Annotated in this window: 13 protein-coding genes and 2 tRNA genes; 10 read left to right on the plus strand and 5 right to left on the minus strand. The window is 41.9% G+C overall.

Annotated features, from left to right (window positions below; all coding sequences use genetic code 11):
• The first annotated feature begins 8 nt into the window (after positions 1–8).
• From A4U55_RS06810 to A4U55_RS06830, 5 genes are all read left to right on the plus strand, one after another.
• Entirely contained in the window at positions 9–518 is a 510-nt protein-coding gene (locus A4U55_RS06810) for an isoprenylcysteine carboxyl methyltransferase family protein (protein WP_003659995.1), read from the plus strand.
• Between the two features lie 55 nt (positions 519–573).
• The gene (gene carB / locus A4U55_RS06815) at positions 574–3,810 is read left to right on the plus strand and encodes a carbamoyl-phosphate synthase large subunit (RefSeq protein WP_063454148.1); all 3,237 of its coding nucleotides are present in this window, start codon (positions 574–576) and stop codon (positions 3,808–3,810) included.
• A 280-nt stretch (positions 3,811–4,090) separates the two neighbouring features.
• The gene (gene greA / locus A4U55_RS06820) at positions 4,091–4,567 is read left to right on the plus strand and encodes a transcription elongation factor GreA (RefSeq protein WP_003659991.1); all 477 of its coding nucleotides are present in this window, start codon (positions 4,091–4,093) and stop codon (positions 4,565–4,567) included.
• Positions 4,568–4,582: 15 nt separating this feature from the next.
• Positions 4,583–4,945: a SirB2 family protein gene (locus A4U55_RS06825; protein ID WP_003659989.1), complete on the plus strand. Its 363-nt coding sequence runs from the start codon at positions 4,583–4,585 to the stop codon at positions 4,943–4,945.
• A gap of 267 nt (positions 4,946–5,212) precedes the next feature.
• Entirely contained in the window at positions 5,213–6,181 is a 969-nt protein-coding gene (locus A4U55_RS06830) for a M23 family metallopeptidase (RefSeq protein ID WP_003659986.1), read from the plus strand.
• Positions 6,182–6,310: 129 nt separating this feature from the next.
• Here A4U55_RS06830 and A4U55_RS06835 read toward each other — a convergent pair whose 3' ends face one another.
• Together A4U55_RS06835 and A4U55_RS06840 are read right to left on the minus strand one after the other, a co-directional pair.
• A complete protein-coding gene (locus A4U55_RS06835) occupies positions 6,311–7,615 on the minus strand; it encodes a peptidylprolyl isomerase (protein WP_003666526.1) in 1,305 nt (434 codons plus the stop codon).
• 151 nt (positions 7,616–7,766) lie between these two features.
• On the minus strand, positions 7,767–10,547 hold the full coding sequence (locus A4U55_RS06840) for an LPS-assembly protein LptD (protein WP_063454149.1): 2,781 nt from the start codon (positions 10,545–10,547) through the stop codon (positions 7,767–7,769).
• A 289-nt stretch (positions 10,548–10,836) separates the two neighbouring features.
• Between A4U55_RS06840 and A4U55_RS06845 the strand changes: the two genes are divergently transcribed.
• From A4U55_RS06845 to A4U55_RS06865, 5 genes are all read left to right on the plus strand, one after another.
• Entirely contained in the window at positions 10,837–11,877 is a 1,041-nt protein-coding gene (locus A4U55_RS06845) for an aminoglycoside phosphotransferase family protein (RefSeq protein ID WP_063454150.1), read from the plus strand.
• On the plus strand, positions 11,874–12,590 hold the full coding sequence (gene murU / locus A4U55_RS06850; protein WP_063454151.1) for an N-acetylmuramate alpha-1-phosphate uridylyltransferase MurU: 717 nt from the start codon (positions 11,874–11,876) through the stop codon (positions 12,588–12,590). Before A4U55_RS06845 ends, murU begins: the two co-directional genes overlap by 4 nt.
• A gap of 216 nt (positions 12,591–12,806) precedes the next feature.
• A tRNA-Val gene (locus A4U55_RS06855) sits at positions 12,807–12,882 on the plus strand.
• A 3-nt stretch (positions 12,883–12,885) separates the two neighbouring features.
• Positions 12,886–12,962 (plus strand) — tRNA-Asp (locus A4U55_RS06860).
• A 148-nt stretch (positions 12,963–13,110) separates the two neighbouring features.
• Positions 13,111–14,022 (plus strand): bestrophin family protein, encoded by a 912-nt coding sequence (locus A4U55_RS06865; protein ID WP_003657873.1) that lies wholly within the window; start codon positions 13,111–13,113, stop codon positions 14,020–14,022.
• 129 nt (positions 14,023–14,151) lie between these two features.
• Here A4U55_RS06865 and A4U55_RS06870 read toward each other — a convergent pair whose 3' ends face one another.
• The 3 genes from A4U55_RS06870 to ppsR all read right to left on the minus strand — a co-directional run bounded on the left by A4U55_RS06870 (position 14,152) and on the right by ppsR (position 17,817).
• Positions 14,152–15,027: a M15 family metallopeptidase gene (locus A4U55_RS06870; RefSeq protein ID WP_003657876.1), complete on the minus strand. Its 876-nt coding sequence runs from the start codon at positions 15,025–15,027 to the stop codon at positions 14,152–14,154.
• 183 nt (positions 15,028–15,210) lie between these two features.
• Positions 15,211–16,779, minus strand: coding sequence for a Si-specific NAD(P)(+) transhydrogenase (gene sthA / locus A4U55_RS06875; RefSeq protein ID WP_003671239.1), 1,569 nt, complete (start codon positions 16,777–16,779; stop codon positions 15,211–15,213).
• A gap of 171 nt (positions 16,780–16,950) precedes the next feature.
• Positions 16,951–17,817: a posphoenolpyruvate synthetase regulatory kinase/phosphorylase PpsR gene (gene ppsR / locus A4U55_RS06880; protein ID WP_003657882.1), complete on the minus strand. Its 867-nt coding sequence runs from the start codon at positions 17,815–17,817 to the stop codon at positions 16,951–16,953.
• Positions 17,818–17,833: the final 16 nt, after the last annotated feature.

Genomic DNA, 17,833 nt, shown 5'->3' on the forward strand with positions numbered 1-17,833 from the left:
AAACATCAATGACAATGATTTTAAGCATTTTAATCCTATTTTTTATCATCAGACTGTTATTTTTAGCCGTCTCCATTAAACATGAAAAAGCCTTGATTGCCAAAGGGGCAATACAATACGGAAAAACCAATTCTACGGTGCTTGCGGTGGTTCATACGCTTTATTATTTGGCATGCTTTATCTCGGTATGGCTTTCTGACACTGCTTTTAATGGCATATCCTTGGTTGGCACGCTGATGGTAGGTGCTTCATTTGTGATATTGGCGTTGATTATCAAGCAGTTGGGGGAGATTTGGACGGTTAAAATCTATATTTTGCCAGAACATCAAATTAATCGTTCGTGGTTATTTAAAACATTTCGCCACCCCAATTATTTTTTAAACATCATACCTGAACTGATTGGCATCGCCTTATTGTGTCAAGCGTGGTATGTTTTATTGATTGGCTTGCCCATTTATTTGCTGGTCTTATTTAAGCGTATCCGTCAAGAAGAACAAGCGATGGCAACACTTTTTTAACCCATTTTATCAATCAAAAAAAATTATCAATAATTTATCAACAAAGAGAACCGCCATGCCAAAGCGTACCGACATTAAATCCATTCTTATCATTGGGGCAGGTCCCATTGTCATCGGGCAAGCCTGTGAATTTGACTATTCAGGCGCCCAAGCCTGCAAAGCCTTAAAAGAAGAGGGCTATCGGGTGATTTTGGTAAACTCAAATCCTGCCACCATCATGACTGACCCGTCCATGGCTGATGCCACTTATATTGAACCGATTACCTGGCAGACAGTAGAGCAAATCATTGCCAAAGAGCGTCCTGATGCCATTTTGCCAACCATGGGTGGACAAACGGCACTTAACTGTGCGCTTGACCTTGACAAACATGGCGTGCTTGCCAAATATGGCTGTGAGCTGATTGGGGCGACCAAAGAAGCCATTGAAAAAGCCGAAGACCGTGAACTGTTTGATAAAGCCATGAAAAAAATCGGTCTGGAATGCCCCAAAGCAGAAATTGCACAGAGCATGGATGATGCTTTTGCCATTCAAGCTAAGGTTGGTTTTCCGTGCATTATCCGCCCATCATTCACCATGGGGGGTTCTGGGGGTGGCATTGCTTATAACCGTGAGGAGTTTATTGAGATTTGTGAGCGTGGGTTTGACTTATCACCCACCCACCAGCTGCTCATTGATGAGAGTTTAATCGGTTGGAAAGAGTATGAAATGGAGGTGGTGCGTGATAAAAAAGACAACTGCATCATCGTCTGTTCCATTGAAAACTTTGACCCCATGGGTGTACATACAGGCGATTCCATCACCGTCGCCCCTGCCCAAACCTTAACCGACAAAGAATACCAAATCATGCGTAATGCGTCCATCGCTGTGTTGCGTGAGATTGGTGTGGAGACAGGTGGTTCAAATGTCCAATTCGGCATCAATCCAAAAACAGGGCGTATGGTGGTGATTGAGATGAACCCACGAGTCAGCCGTTCATCAGCATTGGCATCTAAGGCGACAGGCTTTCCCATTGCCAAAATCGCTGCCAAACTTGCCGTCGGCTATACCCTAGATGAGCTAAAAAATGACATCACAGGGGGCAAAACTCCAGCGAGTTTTGAGCCTGCCATTGACTATGTGGTTACCAAAATGCCACGCTTTAACTTTGAAAAATTCCCCCAAGCTGAGAGCGTGCTAACCACTCAAATGAAATCAGTTGGCGAGGTGATGGCAATTGGTCGTAATTTTCAAGAATCCATGCAAAAGGCACTGCGTGGTCTGGAAATAGGGGCGACAGGCTTTGATGAGCAATTAGACTTTGAACAAAATGATGACAGCATCATCAGCACCTTAAAACTCAAACTCAAAACCCCCACCCCAGAACGCATTTTTTATATCGCTGATGCACTGCGTTTTGGCTTATCGGTTGATGATGTTTTTGCTGACACCAACATTGACCCATGGTTTTTGGTGCAAATTGAGGACATTGTTCATACAGAAAATCAGCTAAAAACCCTTGGCATGGGCGACTTAACCCCCAATTTGCTACGCCGTCTTAAACGAAAAGGTCTCTCCGATGCACGCATTGCCAAATTGATGGGCGTGTCTGAAAAACAATTTCGCAAAACCCGTTGGAACATGGGCATTTATCCTGTATACAAACGGGTGGATACTTGTGCCGCTGAATTTGAAACATCAACCGCTTATATGTACTCAACATATGATGAAGAGTGCGAGGCCAACCCATCAAATAAAGACAAAATCATGGTCATCGGTGGCGGCCCTAACCGTATCGGACAAGGCATTGAGTTTGATTACTGCTGTGTCCACGCCGCCCTTGCCATGCGTGAAGATGGCTATGAGACCATCATGGTTAACTGTAACCCTGAGACCGTTTCAACCGACTATGACACATCAGACCGTTTGTATTTTGAGCCAATTACCCTAGAAGATGTGCTTGAAATCGTACGCACCGAAAATCCCAAGGGCGTGATTGTGCAATATGGCGGACAAACGCCACTAAAACTTGCCCGTAGCCTAGAACAAGCAGGCGTTCCCATCATTGGCACAAGTCCTGATGCCATTGACCGAGCCGAAGACCGTGAACGCTTTTTACACATGATACAAAAATTGGGCTTGACACAACCCAATAACAGCATCGTTAAATCCTTTGAAGAGGGCATATCAGAAGCCACCAAAGTGGGCTACCCCTTAGTTGTACGCCCATCATATGTTTTGGGCGGTCGTGCCATGGAGATTGTCTATAACGAAGATGAACTTAAACGCTACTTGCGTGATGCGGTGCAAGCGTCTCATGAAGCGCCTGTCCTGCTTGACCATTTCTTAGATGATGCCATTGAGGTAGATGTGGACTGTGTATCGGACGGTAAAGAGGTGGTGATTGGTGGCATCATGCAACACATTGAACAAGCAGGCGTGCACTCGGGCGATTCTGCTTGCTCCATTCCGCCTTACTCATTAAGTGATGACATTCAAGATGACATGCGTCGCCAAACCGTCGCCATGGCAAAAGAGCTTGGTGTGGTCGGCTTGATGAATGTGCAATTTGCCATCAAAGGTGAAACAGTCTATGTCTTAGAGGTTAACCCAAGAGCGTCTCGCACCGTGCCATTTGTCTCCAAATGTATCGGCGTGTCTTTGGCAAAAGTCGCCGCCCGCTGTATGGCAGGACAGACTTTGGCAGAGCAAAACTTCACCCAAGAGATTGTGCCAAGTCATTATTCAGTCAAAGAAGCGGTATTTCCTTTTGCCAAATTTCCAGGCGTTGACCCCATTTTGGGCCCTGAGATGAAATCCACAGGCGAGGTGATGGGTGTGGGGCAGACCTTTGGTGAGGCGTATTATAAGGCAACACTGGGCAGTGGTGATAGATTGACAGGGCTGCCACAAGAGGGGGAGACCAAAACGGTCTTTATCTCGGTGCGTGATAGCGACAAAGCGGGCGTGGTAGATGTGGCAAAACGCTTGGCAGGCTTTGGTTTTAACATCGTTGCCACAGGCGGTACACATGATATGCTGGTAGGTGCTGGCGTAGCGTGTAAGCGTGTTAATAAAGTCAGTGAAGGTCGCCCTCACATCGTGGATATGATGAAAAATGGCCAAATTCACCTTGCCATTAATACCACAGAGGGCAAGCAGGCATTAAAAGACTCGTTCCCAATTCGCCGTGAAGCCTTGCAAAATAAAATACTGGTTGCAAATACACTCAACGCAGGGCGTGCGGTGTGTGAAGCCTATGAGACGACTTTACCGTTTAATGTTTATAAGCTGCAAGATTTGCATGCAAAATAGAAGTGCTGGGGTAAATTTGCTCACGCATTTGTGTTGAGCAAATTTATGTGACTTGATGCAACTTAATATTTTTACTTTGGAGTATTTACCAAATTGAGCTTGCATTTTTTCTAAAACTCAGTACAATATATTAATAAATCTGATTTAACAAAATCTTGCCAGATATCGTATTTGGCAAGTTTTTTTACATTTTTAATATTTTTATTTAAATGATTTTTTGGGTTAATGTTTGATGAATTAACTTAAATTGATTTAAATCATAAACATTGAAAGGAAAATTATGCAACGCTATCCAATGACGCCAGAAGGGCATAAAGCGCTTGAAGATGAGCTAAAACAGCTAAAAACCGTTGAGCGTCCACGCATTACCACCGCAATCGCCGAAGCTCGTGAACACGGTGATTTAAAAGAAAATGCCGAATACCACGCCGCCCGTGAGCAACAAGGGTTTTGTGAAGCTCGCATTCGTGACATCGAAGCCAAACTTAGTGGGGCTCAAATCATCGACCCTGCTAAACTGCCCAAAGAGGGACGAGTGGTATTTGGGGTGACTGTTGTGCTTGAAAACATGGATGATGGTGCTAAGCGTCGCTATAAAATTGTCGGTGATGATGAAGCAGACTTTAAAGTCGGTAAAATCTCGGTCAATTCACCGATTGCGCGTGGTCTTATCGGTAAATCTGAAGGTGATGAAGCCAAAATCCAAACGCCCAGTGGACTGGCTGAGTTTGAGATTTTGGAAGTGATTTATGCATAATCATTAGAGATTTTTATGAAACATTTACACATGCTTTTGGCGATTATTGTGCTGTTTATTTTTATATTACAAGCATTACCAATGTTTATGGGCAAAACACCAAAAGCATCCAATACCCTCAAAATCTTAAATCATGTATTTTATACAGCGGTTATTTTGACTGGATTGGGATTATTTTGGCAGATTTATCAGGTTGCAGGTACTCAGCATTGGGCACTTGCCAAGTTGGTTTTACTGATTGTTGCTGCGTCCGCCACCATTAAGGCACAGCGTCATTATACCAATACCCCATCCCAAGCCAAAGCAGGACTGATGATTGCTTCGGTGGCTTATGTGGGTATTATTGTATTGGCGATTACTAAGCCAACGCTATTTTGATTGAGTCATCTGAATTTACAGTTAAAACGGCTAAAGGTTTTTAGTCGTTTTTTGATAATTATTGATTTATAATATTAATTTAAAATATTATAAATTATATTATGCTGTTATTTTTATTTTGGCAAAAAACTTTGACAAAAAAATACAAAAGCTCAATTATTGTGGGTTTTGCGTTAACTGCTCCCATGTTACAATAGGGTATTTGTCATTCAAATTTGGACAAAATCATTTGCCAAATCTGCTTAATAAATCATTCGGTACTGGAGTATGACTGTGACGATAGCAATCAATTCACAAAATCAAAAACCCATCAAGCGATTGGGCTTGATTTTTGGTGTGATCACCACTTGCATTTTGGCAGGATGTGCCAGTAAGCCAACCTATAATAGCACCTCAGGTTCGGGCAGTCATCGTACTTCAGGTTCAGGTGGTTTGGCAATAGGTTCACAGGTTATCACGGACAGTCAGGGCGTACCAAATCGCTATCAGGTGAAGCAGGGCGATACTGTCAGTAAGATTGCTCAGCGTTATGGATTAAATTGGCGTGAGATTGGACACATTAATAATCTAAATAGCAGTTATACGATTTATACAGGTCAATGGCTGACTTTATGGTCAGGTGATCTCAAGGTGCGTGAGCGTAGTATCAGCTCTGGTGTGAATACAGCTCACACACCTTCGCCTGTGGCGGTTCAGTCAAGCAGACCACCAGTACAGCAGCATCCTGCCGTACAAAAACCCACGCCACCTGTTGTTGTGGTAAAAAAACCCACACCGACTCCGCCTGTGGTTCAGCAGCCAGCACCAGTTGCCCCACCAGTGACAGAAGCACCATTTGCCACGGGTAGCTCAGGGGTGATGCAATTTCGCTATCCTGTTGGTGCGACCAATCCAGTGGTTCGACGCTTTGGTACGGCGACAGTGGCCGGCTCAACTGTTACCAGTAATGGCATGTGGTTTTCTGGACGAGATGGCGATTTAATTAACGCCAGTAATGCAGGCACAGTCATTCAAGCTGATCACAATATGGACGGGGCGAGTATTGTGATTCAGCATACCAATGGATTTGTTTCAAGCTATATCCATATTAAGGACGCTCAAGTTAAAACAGGCGATACGGTGCGTACCGGTCAGCGTATTGCAAGCATGAAAAATCAGCCAAGCGGTGCGGCACTATTTGAATTTAGAATTTCTAGAAATGGCGTGTATGTTGATCCATTGACAGTACTTAAATAGCTTTATATATAAGCTAGCCAGATTTTATATCTTAGTTAGCTTTGCTTAAATTCCCAAGATCATTTTATTTGCCTTAATAACCTGAGTAAAAAATACCGAAGTATAAATCTTCGGTATTTTTATTTTTATTTATTCATAAATTTTAATATAAGCACTTGAGCGTAATTCTTGCAACCAATCTTCTTGAGCCTGTGGTGCGCTGCGCAAGAATAGATATTCGTGTGCAGCGTTGCGTCGATATTGCTCGGTAATATCATGTTGTTTAATATCGTTGACTTTTAGGATATGCCAACCAAATTGAGAGCGAAATGGTGTTGAAAAATCACCTTTTGCTGTATTTTTCATCATGGTTTCAAATTCTGGCACCATATCGCCTTCATTAACCCAGCCTAAACTGCCATGTTGTGAAGCTGAACCTGTGTCATCTGAATAAGTTGCCGCCAAGGTCCCAAAATCGGCACCTTGTTGTAATTGTTGATAAATGGCATTGATTTTTTGTTCAGCGATATCACTGCTTTGATTGCTATCAATACGAGCCAAAATATGGCTGGTTTGCCATTTAGGTACGATGACTTGATTTTGTTGTTGCTTATTAACCACTTTGACGATATCAATACCATTTACGGTAACGATCGGCGTTGATGTTTGTCCAATAGTTAGCTTATCTACTTTGGCAGCAATGGCTGGCGGTAGAGCGGTGGCATTAATCAGCCCAGTATCAGCACCTTGAAGATCGGGCGTATAATCACCACGAGCATTTTGCATGGCTTGATCCAAATTCATGCCAGCATCTAAAGAAGATTTAACACGCTCAGCAACTAAGGCGGCCTGCTGGCGGTTTTGCTCGCTGGCAGTATTATCAAGATAAGGCACACGAATATGTAAAAGGCGGTACTGAACTTGATTTAAGCGTGCTGATTCAGGACTGCTTAAAAAAGCATCAATCTGATCGTCGGTAATACGTACACGGCTTTGAATCTGATTTTGCCATAATGCTTGTATGGCGGCATCTTGAATTAAGTTTGCACGCAACGCAACATAACTGCCTGCACGCTCGGCATCAAGTTTGGATTGAAACTCTGATAAACTATTCACGCCTTGGGATTGGGCAATTTGTAATAACTGCTGATCAATCACCTCATCATTTGGAATGACACCAGCACGATTAATGATGGCAAGCTGAAGTTTTTCATTGATTAGCTCATCTAAAGCCAGCGTTTGTGCTTGATCTTGAGTGACATTGCCGCCGTTTTTTTGGATTTCAGTTGCGACCAGCTCAGTGGCTTGATTGAGCTCACTTTTTAAAATAATTTCATCATTGACAACAGCGACAATACCGTCATGACTATTTCCGCTGATTGATGCTTGTGACACAAGGCTTGTGCAGCTGATGACAGCAGCGGTTAAAGTTTTGATGATAAATTTACCTTGCATTGGATAATCCTTAATTGTGAATAATAAAATATCAACTTAAATGCGTAGAGTTTAGCACTTGTCTGCTTGAGCGTCAAACCAAACGGCATAGTATTTGCTGATATGGTGGTATGAATTTTAGGCTCTATTTGAGGCTACGGCTGGCATGCATTTAGTAATCATGTCTCCAAGCATTTTGAACCTGATCATAGCCTAGTACCTTTTCGCTCAAAAGTCGATTCAAACGACCGCCGCCACCGATACCGTTTAGGCGAACTTCTGCCATTACTGCAGTATCAGGTGATAAATGTGGATTGAAAGCATCACGATAGCGTCTTGCATAGATTGACAAACCATAACAGCAATCTTCATAATTTAGCCCCATCAAAGAATCCATGACATAATCTAAGTTGTAGTCGTATTGTAGTTGACCCATCATACGCCAGCGATTATTGATTGGAAAAATGGCGGAGGCAGTATATGCTGATAATGCTGATTGATTAAAAGCACGATTTTCTTTTCTTTTGACAATACCTAGGTTAAATAACTTACGATCACTTGGACGATAGCGAATTTGTGCCACAATACTGCTCAAATCATAATTTGTTCTAAATGAACCTGATGCATCAAACCATAAATTATCTTTTGGCTGTAGGCTGGCTTGCCATGCCAAACCAGAGCTTCTGCTGCTATAGCTTTCGCTGTCATTGATACCAACACGGATATGACTCAATAAAATCTGTTCTGCGATCCCGCCTTCAAAGCGTGTCCTGCCCATTTTATCTATATAACGGTAGCTGACTGCAGGCGTGACGGCGTGTAAATCTTGAATGCGATCATGACCCAAAAACCAGTTATTGTTCAAAAGCTGCTCATAGCTAAGCTGTGCAATTTTTGTCTCAAAATTTGGTACATTGTGTTGATCTTTAAAAGGCGTGTAAGTATAGTGTAATCTTGGTGTCAGTACTTGATAGCCACCTGTATCTTGATGCATGCCAAATGGTGCACCCGCTTTTTCAAAAAATAGCCCAGCATCCAAGCTGACCGTCGGTGCAAATACCGAATGGCGACCATTTTTCTTAGCGATATTTTGGTCGGCTAAGCTGTCTTCGTCATAGCTGGTATATAGATGTGTCAGGCTAAGTTTTGGCGTCAAATAACCCCAAGAGCGAAGCAGTGGATAACTGGCTGTGAATTGGTTAAATATTCTACCACCGCTTTTTTCTGGTTCAGAGTTATCTTTAATGGATTTTTTGAAATAGGCAGAATTATGAATACCACCCAGTTCAAGACCGCTGGGTGTACCCATCCATATGCGAGGCAAACGATAGTTGACCGATAGCTGTGGTAGGCGTGCATATGGTCTATCTTTGTCTGTAATTGGCCGACCATCTAAGCCAAAACCGTCTAAACGCTGAAAATCTTCAAATCTTAAATCAGCTGAGACATTTTCATCCAAGAAGCTTGTGCCGATGCGTCTTGGTAGATTTAGCTTAGCACTCTCAACACCCAAGGCATTAAAGTCTGATAAATAATTGGCATCAGAAACAGATTGATATTGTGCGTAAGTGGTAATTTTATCAAACTGCTTGGGTTGCCATGTATGATCAAATTGTATTCGGCTACGGTCTTTATCATGATATTGCTGATCTTTTGGAAGATACGAAGCAGTCAACACCCCTGATCCATAATCTTGGGTCAGATAACGAAATTCGCCAGTCAGCATAGGATTGCGGTTAGTAAATACAGTTGGCATAATGGTTGCATCATAATTTGGTGCCAAATTCAGATAATAAGGCGTACTAATTTCAAAACTGTCCGATGCACCAAATCCCATTGATGGTAATAAAAATCCAGAAGAGCGACGAGCATCGATCGGAAAGTTAAAATAGGGCAGGTAAAAGACAGGTACTTTTTTGATACGCAAGGTGGTATTTTTGGCGATAGCACGACCTGTATCGGTATTGATATCAATGCTATCAGTATCTAAGTACCATTTGCGTTCTGTGGGTGGACAGGTGGTGAACATGACATGTTGAAGCCGATATTCGCTACTGCTTATTTTATCCATTTGACTGGCATAACCGTGAGCATTGATGGTAGTGCTTGCAAAAGCAACATCTTGTGCGGTCGCTGTCTGACCATCTGTATGGTATACTAAGTTTTCAGCCATGCCAATAATGCCAGCACTGTGATCACTTGCACCGCCATCACTAAATTGTACTTGACCTGACGCAGTGGCTTGCCCTGTTTGGGTGTCTAAAGTAAGCTTATCAGCGGTTACACGCCGACCGTTTTGTTCCATAATGACATTGCCAGACAGTTCGGCATAAGTTTGAGCGTCATAATATCCATAATCAGCTTGAGCAAAAATACCATCTTCTGTAATCGGATTACCATTTTCATCCAGTTTTGGGGTGGTAGGGCGGTTTGTGTGTGTTGCTTGGTGGATTGGCTGCATCCACATACCCTGACAACGATGAGCGTCTGGATCGGACTTAATATGGTAATTTTCGGCTAATTTGGCTAAGCTTTTACTGGCAGAGGGTGTATCATGCTTATCCGTCAGCCTGGCAGTGTTTAAACTTGGATTGTCTGACTTACTAGCAAAGGCGTCAAGCTGGCTCATCTGATGATTGCCTTGATTTGCTTGACTGCTTGTCTGCTCGGCTGCCTGCTGTGTGATAACTTCAAAATCAAAGCCATCAAAGGCATTGGCAGTATCATCATGACTTTGTAGATGGGCGTCTAAGGCTAAGACAGTATTGGGTTTGGTATTTGGTGTATCAGGCAAATTTTTTGAGCTGTCAGCACCAACGACTGTCAGTGAACGGCTGGTATTGAGTTCTGCATAAGTTGGTATGACAAATGGCAAACTGGCGATACCAAATAGTGCGTAACGAATAGCGGTAGTCAAATATGTCTTTGAGCGATGGTGATGAGCGGTGTGCATTAAACTTGCACAAAGAATACGAGAGCGAATCACAGCCAAACCTTACGAATACAGATAAATTTTTGCTATTTTACACCATTCTGAGCGTTTGGTGCGATTATTTTATCGGTTTTATGGATGAAATTTTAATCTAGGTATGATGAGATACTTGGTAGAGCAATCAATGTTTGACGACGCTTTTTAGACAAAAGTTTGTCAAATGCTTGATTATTTTGTATAACGATACTGGTTTAAACCACCAAAATCCGCTAAACTGTCATTTTGATATCACCAACCGTTGAGAAAATTTATGAGCGATGTACGCCACACTCAGATGATGGAATTTTTAAATGCAAATTTGGCGACCGACTTTCGTGTAGAAAGCTTATCGGGAGATGCCAGTTTTCGTCGTTACCACCGCATTTATTTACCCATGCGTGGCGAGGTGGGCGGTCATGAGATGACATATCTTTTGATGGATGCACCACCTGATAAAGAAAGTATTCAAGATTTTATCCATGTGGCAGGTATCATGAGCGAAACGGTAAATGTACCTGATATTATGGCGTGTGATGAAGCGATGGGATTTTTGCTTTTACAGGATTTTGGTACGGTGGAGTTTGCCCATGCCATTGCCAAAGACACTGATAACAAAGATGGCTATTACACCAAGGCGTTACAGACATTGGCTCAGCTACAGACGATTAAGGGAGCTGATTTGCCTAAGTATAGTAATGAAAAATTAGCCCAAGAAATGGACTTATTTAGCGAGTGGTTTTTACCTTATTTGGGAATTGGGCTAACTCAGAAAGATGCTCAAAAATGGGAAAGTTTAAAACAAACACTCATCATGCAGATTAATAAGCAGCCTCAAGTGATTGTACATCGTGATTACCACAGTCGTAATTTGATGATGGATAAGGGCAGTGATCATCTTGGTGTGATTGATTTTCAAGATGCGGTGATTGGTGCGTATACTTATGATTTGGTCAGTCTGGTGCGAGATGCATATATTGATTATAATGAGGTGTGGGCCCAAAAGCGTATTCATGAATTTTATCAATTGATTAAACCCAGCGTTGATTTGGGAACTTTTATTTCACAAACCAATATAATGGGCATACAGCGTCATTTGAAAGTTTTGGGGATTTTTATTCGCTTGTCAGAGCGTGATGGCAAGCACCGCTATCTTAAAAACATCCCCAAGGTAATGAGCGACTTGGTGGCTGAGCTGTCTTGGCTGTCTGAGCGTAGTCATGATGCGATTTATGGTGAATTTATGGCATGGCTTAAAAATAGCGTACTACCTGCTTATAGCAACAAATTTGGGTACTTATCGGAGCGGTTATGATTCAGCAAGCGATGATTTTGGCAGCAGGTAAAGGCACCCGTATGCGTCCATTGACGCTCACAAAGCCTAAACCTCTGATTCCAATTGCTGGTAAGCCGCTGATTGTATGGCATATCGAGCGTTTGGCGACGGCAGGTGTACACCGCATTGTCATCAATACCAGCTATCTATCTGAGGTGTTACTCACAGAACTTAAGACACTCAATTTATCTAAAAAATTTGGCATTGAGATTTTACTTTCTATTGAACAAGGTGAGCCACTTGAGACTGCAGGCGGTATTAGATTTGCTTTGGATCAAGGTTTGTTGTGTGATTTGCCATTTATTTTGATTAATGGCGATATTTGGACGGAATTTGAGTTTGATCGGCTGGTTCATCATCAGCTTAATAAGCATTTGGCACATCTAATCTTGGTGGATAATCCCAAGCATCATCCTGAGGGTGATTTTGGGCTAATCAAAGAAAAAGTATGCTTAAAAAGTGATCATACCGCATTAACCTTTGCAGGGATGAGCGTCATGTCGCCTAAAATCGTGGCATCACTGAACCAAGGGCAAATTGCACCACTGGCACCCTATTTAAAATCTGCCATCAATCAGCAGTTGGTGAGTGGCGAGCATATGACAGATCACTGGATGGATGTTGGCACGCTTGATAGGCTTGCCAGGACCGAAGCCTATGTCCAAAATAAATATGCCAATGCTAAAAAATAACCCATTAAATATCAATAACTTATAAAATTTATCCAAAATATCAAATAATTTATCCAAAAAGTATTTGACACTGTGATAAATTTCTATATAATACGCACCACAAAGAACAAACAAACATTTGTTCAAGAACTTAAAATGAAGATATATTGACACCATATCTACTTTGTTTGATACAGTCACTTTGATAAAATTACTGTTATCAACAAAAACATTTTAGGGTGGTTAGCTCAGTTGGTAGAGCATCTGCCTTACAAGCAGAGGGTCAGCGGTTCGATCCCGTTACCACCCACCATATGCAGCGGTAGTTCAGTTGGTTAGAATACCGGCCTGTCACGCCGGGGGTCGCGGGTTCGAGCCCCGTCCGCTGCGCCATTTTTATAACCCCAAGTCAACGATGGCTTGGGGTTTTTTATTTAAAACTTTTTAAATCCATGTCAGATGCCTGTTCGTATTTGCTTGGGTTTAACTGATATCTTGCCTTATTTTAACTTGATTGCCATCTTGTACTTTGGGGTATTTTATGATTGTCCGAGATAAATCAAACAGTTTCAAACTACTATTTGCATGGCGTGGCACAGTGCTACCCAAAGTGTTGCCAACGATATTAGGTATCATGGTACTGTCTTTCATCGCTGGTTTTGTGGCACAGTTTCAGTGGTATTATATTGCCACCGTGCCTGCGGTTGGCTTTACGATGTTTGGTGTCATCATCTCTATTTTTTTGGGATTTCGTAATAATGCTTGCTATGATCGATGGTGGGAGGGTCGTAAGCTTTGGGGTGCTTTGGTTGCTAATACGCGTCATCTAAGCCGTGATAGCCATTTTTTAGCACCAAATGAGCGAGAATCACTACTGTATCAGATGCTACTATTTGTGGCGATACTTCGTGATCGGTTGCGTGGACAAAATATTCAGCGATCACAGTTTGGCTACACGAAGATTGATGACCATTATTTGGATTGGCTTGATCAACAGATCAATGCACCGCAACGAGTTTTGGAGGCGATGCAGCAACAATTAATAAAATTAGTTCAGCAAGGTCAAATGAGTGATGTCATTTATATGACAATCCAAAAACATGTGATTGAAATGGGGGGCATCCAAGCGGGCTGCGATCGTATTCATAGCACGCCATTGCCATTTCCTTACTCAGCACTACTGCATCGGGCGGTATATTGTTTTTGTTGGGCTCTGCCGTTTGGTTTGCAAGCCGTCATGGGTTTTTGGACACCGTTATTGGTTGGGTTTATTTCTTATTTATTGCTTGGGCTAGACGAGCTGGCACGGCAACTAGAAGAGCCTTTTGGCTTTGACCATCATGATTTGGCGCTTGATATGATGGTGAGAATGATTGAGCGTGAAACCTTGATGCTGATGGATAAGCCACTGCCTAAGCCGTGGGAGATTGATAAGAATTTTAATATGAGCTAATTTTTTGCTTATTATTTGGGTTCTGAAAGATTATCCTTAGTATTTGGTGCAATCTTATGACCCTTATGAGAGATATAGAGCAGATCCTAAGGATGGCTTGGTTAGTGCTGGCGGATTTGGATCTGAGAGTTACTCTGACTGATTGGTATCATTTGGCGGGAGATCTTGAGGAGTTTGTATATTTTGCTGTTGATTGTGTGGATATGTGACTTGGCAAGCGTTAATACTGGTCACATAATTCATTAAATCCCCTGATTGTCGAACTGCTTCAGAACCCTTGACGCCTTGGTTTAATACAACCTCTAAAACCGCAGGATTACTGATTTGAGCAAGATACCTATCAGCGACTGGCATATATGACCAATGCCAAGGTTCAGAATTATATCCATGTTGTCTACCATCGTCATAAGTTTGACAAAATCCATATTTGGGTGCATTATTTTGCAGCCAATTATAAACCTTTACACCTTCTTTTGATTTCCAATAGGCCGTTTCCACACTATTAAAATCCACATCAGTCCCCCAATGATGGCGACTGGTGCCTGGAAAAGCAGACCATTTTAGGATATTTTTGGCATGATTAATATCATCATTTGGGCGATTTCCCCATTTATTCTCCCAAATTTGCTTTTGTCTTTGATAAGAACGAAATGCTGATACGACGCTAAGTTTAATATTATCCTTTTGTGCCTTATCAATCATATCGATCAAAGAGTTATAAACTTCAGGATGAATTTTTTCGGGCTTTGGGGTGTATTTTTTTGGAATGGACTTCAGTTTGGTTGAACTTTGATCAAAGACTCCATGAACTTCTTGTCGGTCATCTAACCAAGCTTGATTTGAGTGATTTTTCGATGGTTGTGTTGATACATTGGCGGTATCGTTATTTATGATATTCGATATCTCTTTTTGATGACCAAAAGCTGTCATCTCTGATAAAACAAAAATCAGTAAAATCCAACTGTATTTTTTTAATTGTTTTATTAAAATATTTTCAATAGACATTATTATTCAGCAAAAAATCTAGCCATCTTGACTTAATTTATTAAATTCATCTTATAAAATATCAGATTATAAAGACAAAGCCACAATCAAATAAAAAGTGATTAAAACCAAAAACAGCTGATGTATTCATCAGTCATTTTTGGTTTGATTAATGTTTAGTTTAATTGGTATGGAACATGCCAACTAAAAAATTCGGTTCATCCCATTTAAGGCAGCAACACGATAGGCCTCTGCCATGGTTGGATAATTAAATGTGGTATTGATAAAATATTCAAGCGTATGACCACATTTCATGACTGCCTGCCCAATATGAATAATTTCAGAAGCATGGTTACCATAGCAATGGATACCAAGAAGCTCAAGTGTTTCACGGTGAAATAGGATTTTTAAGACACCTGAACGCTCGCCAATAATCTGTGAGCGTGCCAAGTGCTTAAAAAAAGCCTGCCCAACTTCATAAGGTGTTTTTTCGGCGGTCAGCTCAGCTTCAGTTTTACCAATGCTTGAGATTTCAGGAATGGTATAAATGCCAGTTGGGACGCTATTGACAAACTCAGCATCTTCATCACCTACCATAAACCCTGCTGCATTACGCCCTTGGTCGTAGGCTGCCGAAGCCAATGATGGCCAGCCGATGACATCGCCCACAGCATAAATATGTGGTATGCTGGTACGGTAGGTTTTGTCCACTTCAAGCTGACCACGGCTATTTGCGGTAAGCCCAACCGCTTCTAGGTTTAGGCTATCGGTATTACCCGAGCGGCCATTACACCATAAGATCGCGTCGGCTTTGATTTTTTTACCGCTTTTTAGATGTAATACCACGCAGTCATCATGCGTTTCAAGGTGATCGATTTCTTCGTGGTTACGAATGCGTACGCCAAATTGACGGAAGTCATGGCTTAGTGCATCAGAAATTTCTTTATCTAAGTAGCTTAAAAGCTGATCTTTATTATTAATCAAATCAACCACATAGCCTAAACCTGTAAAAATAGAGGCATACTCACAGCCAATGACACCAGCACCATAGATGATGATTTTGCGGGCAATATAATCCATTTGTAGGATTTTATCAGAGTCAAAGACGCGTGGATGATCGAAATCTAAAATCTCAGGGCGATAAGGACGAGAACCAACCGCAATGATTGCCTGATTAAAGGTAATGGTTTTGGTAGGCTCCTGATCATTGATGTACACCTCTAGCGTATGTGCATCAATAAAACTGCCCCAACCATGAATGACTTGAATTTGGTTACGCTCATAAAAAAGCTTATGCGTATTGACCTGATGACGGATAACTTCACGCGCACGACTTAAGACTTTACTTAGTGGAACTTGATAGCTATCTTTATTTTGTTTAAACAAAGGATCTCGGCGAAAGTTAATAATATTAAAAACAGACTGACGCAGTGCCTTACTTGGAATAGTACCAACATGTGCACAATTACCACCGACTTGGTCACGCGGATCGATGACGGCAACACGATGCCCAGACTTAGCAAGTTTCATTGCAGCCGCTTCACCAGCAGGGCCTGCACCAATGACGATGGCATCATATTCATAATTGTGCTTTATTTTGTTTTTATTGGAGCGATCCAAACCCACACGCCGACCATCTAAAGGACTGATGAGACTAGGATGGGTTTGATCGTTCTCTACATGCTCAAAAGTTTGAGATTTTTTTGTTTGTGGAGCGGTTTCAATCAAGGCGACTGGGTCGGTATCTTGGGTGGTTTTGGGTTTTTTTGACATAAATAATCCTTAATCATGGTTTTGTTGGTTGCAACGATCCTAAATGTCTGGCGAGTGCGTTTTGGTGGTAAGTCCATTAAGCGATCAAGCTAAATTGAGACGATAAGTCAAATAATCAGAAGCTTTTGACACAGTTGGCTTAAATGATGAACCATCAATTTATGCCAATGCTTAAACACCAATCCGCCGCTTTAGGCCTGTAATTTGTAAAATACGGGTGGCAATCTCCTCAACAGACATTTCAGAGACATTCAAACTGGGGATTTTTTGGTGACTATAAATGGCTTGAATGGCCCTTTGTTCTTCTTGACATTGTGCCAAACTTGCATAGCGACTACCAGCTTTGCGTTCTTGGCGGATGCGTACTAGGCGTTCTGTATCAATGGTCAAACCAAAAAGTTTATGGTGATATGGTTTTAGCACTCTTGGCAATTGACTGGTGTCTAAGTCTTCTTCAGTTAAAGGGTAGTTGGCGGCACGGATGCCATATTGTAGTGCTAAGTATAAAGAAGTTGGTGTTTTGCCTGAGCGTGATAAACCAATCAAAATAATATCAGCACCGTCATAATGGTTGGTACGAGCACCGTCATCATTATCAAGCGCAAAATGCACCGCATCAATGCGTGCCTTATAATCATCTGAATCAACTCTGCTATGTGCCATGCCAGTATGAGGGTTGGGTTTGTGGTTGATTTCGGTGGCGATACGATTGATTAAACCTTCATAGATGTCTAAATTGTGTGCATCGGCAGCATTGATAATTTCACGAATATCATCCGAGACAATGGTATCAAATACCAAAGGGCGTAGATTGCTGGATTGATAAGCGTTATTAATGCGTTGAACGGCTTCACGCGCTAAAAGTGGCGTATCAACATAAGGAATGACCTGAATGTCAAATTCCACATCGCTAAACTGACTTAGCAATGATTTTCCCAAGGTTTCAGCGGTGATCGCTGTCCCATCAGAAATAAAAAAAGCACTTCGGATATTTGACTGTTTTTCTTGTTGAGCAGGTGTGGGCGTGTGGACATACATGTCAGTACTTCATCAT

Source organism: Moraxella catarrhalis, from assembly GCF_001632285.1.
Lineage (GTDB): Bacteria > Pseudomonadota > Gammaproteobacteria > Pseudomonadales > Moraxellaceae > Moraxella > Moraxella catarrhalis.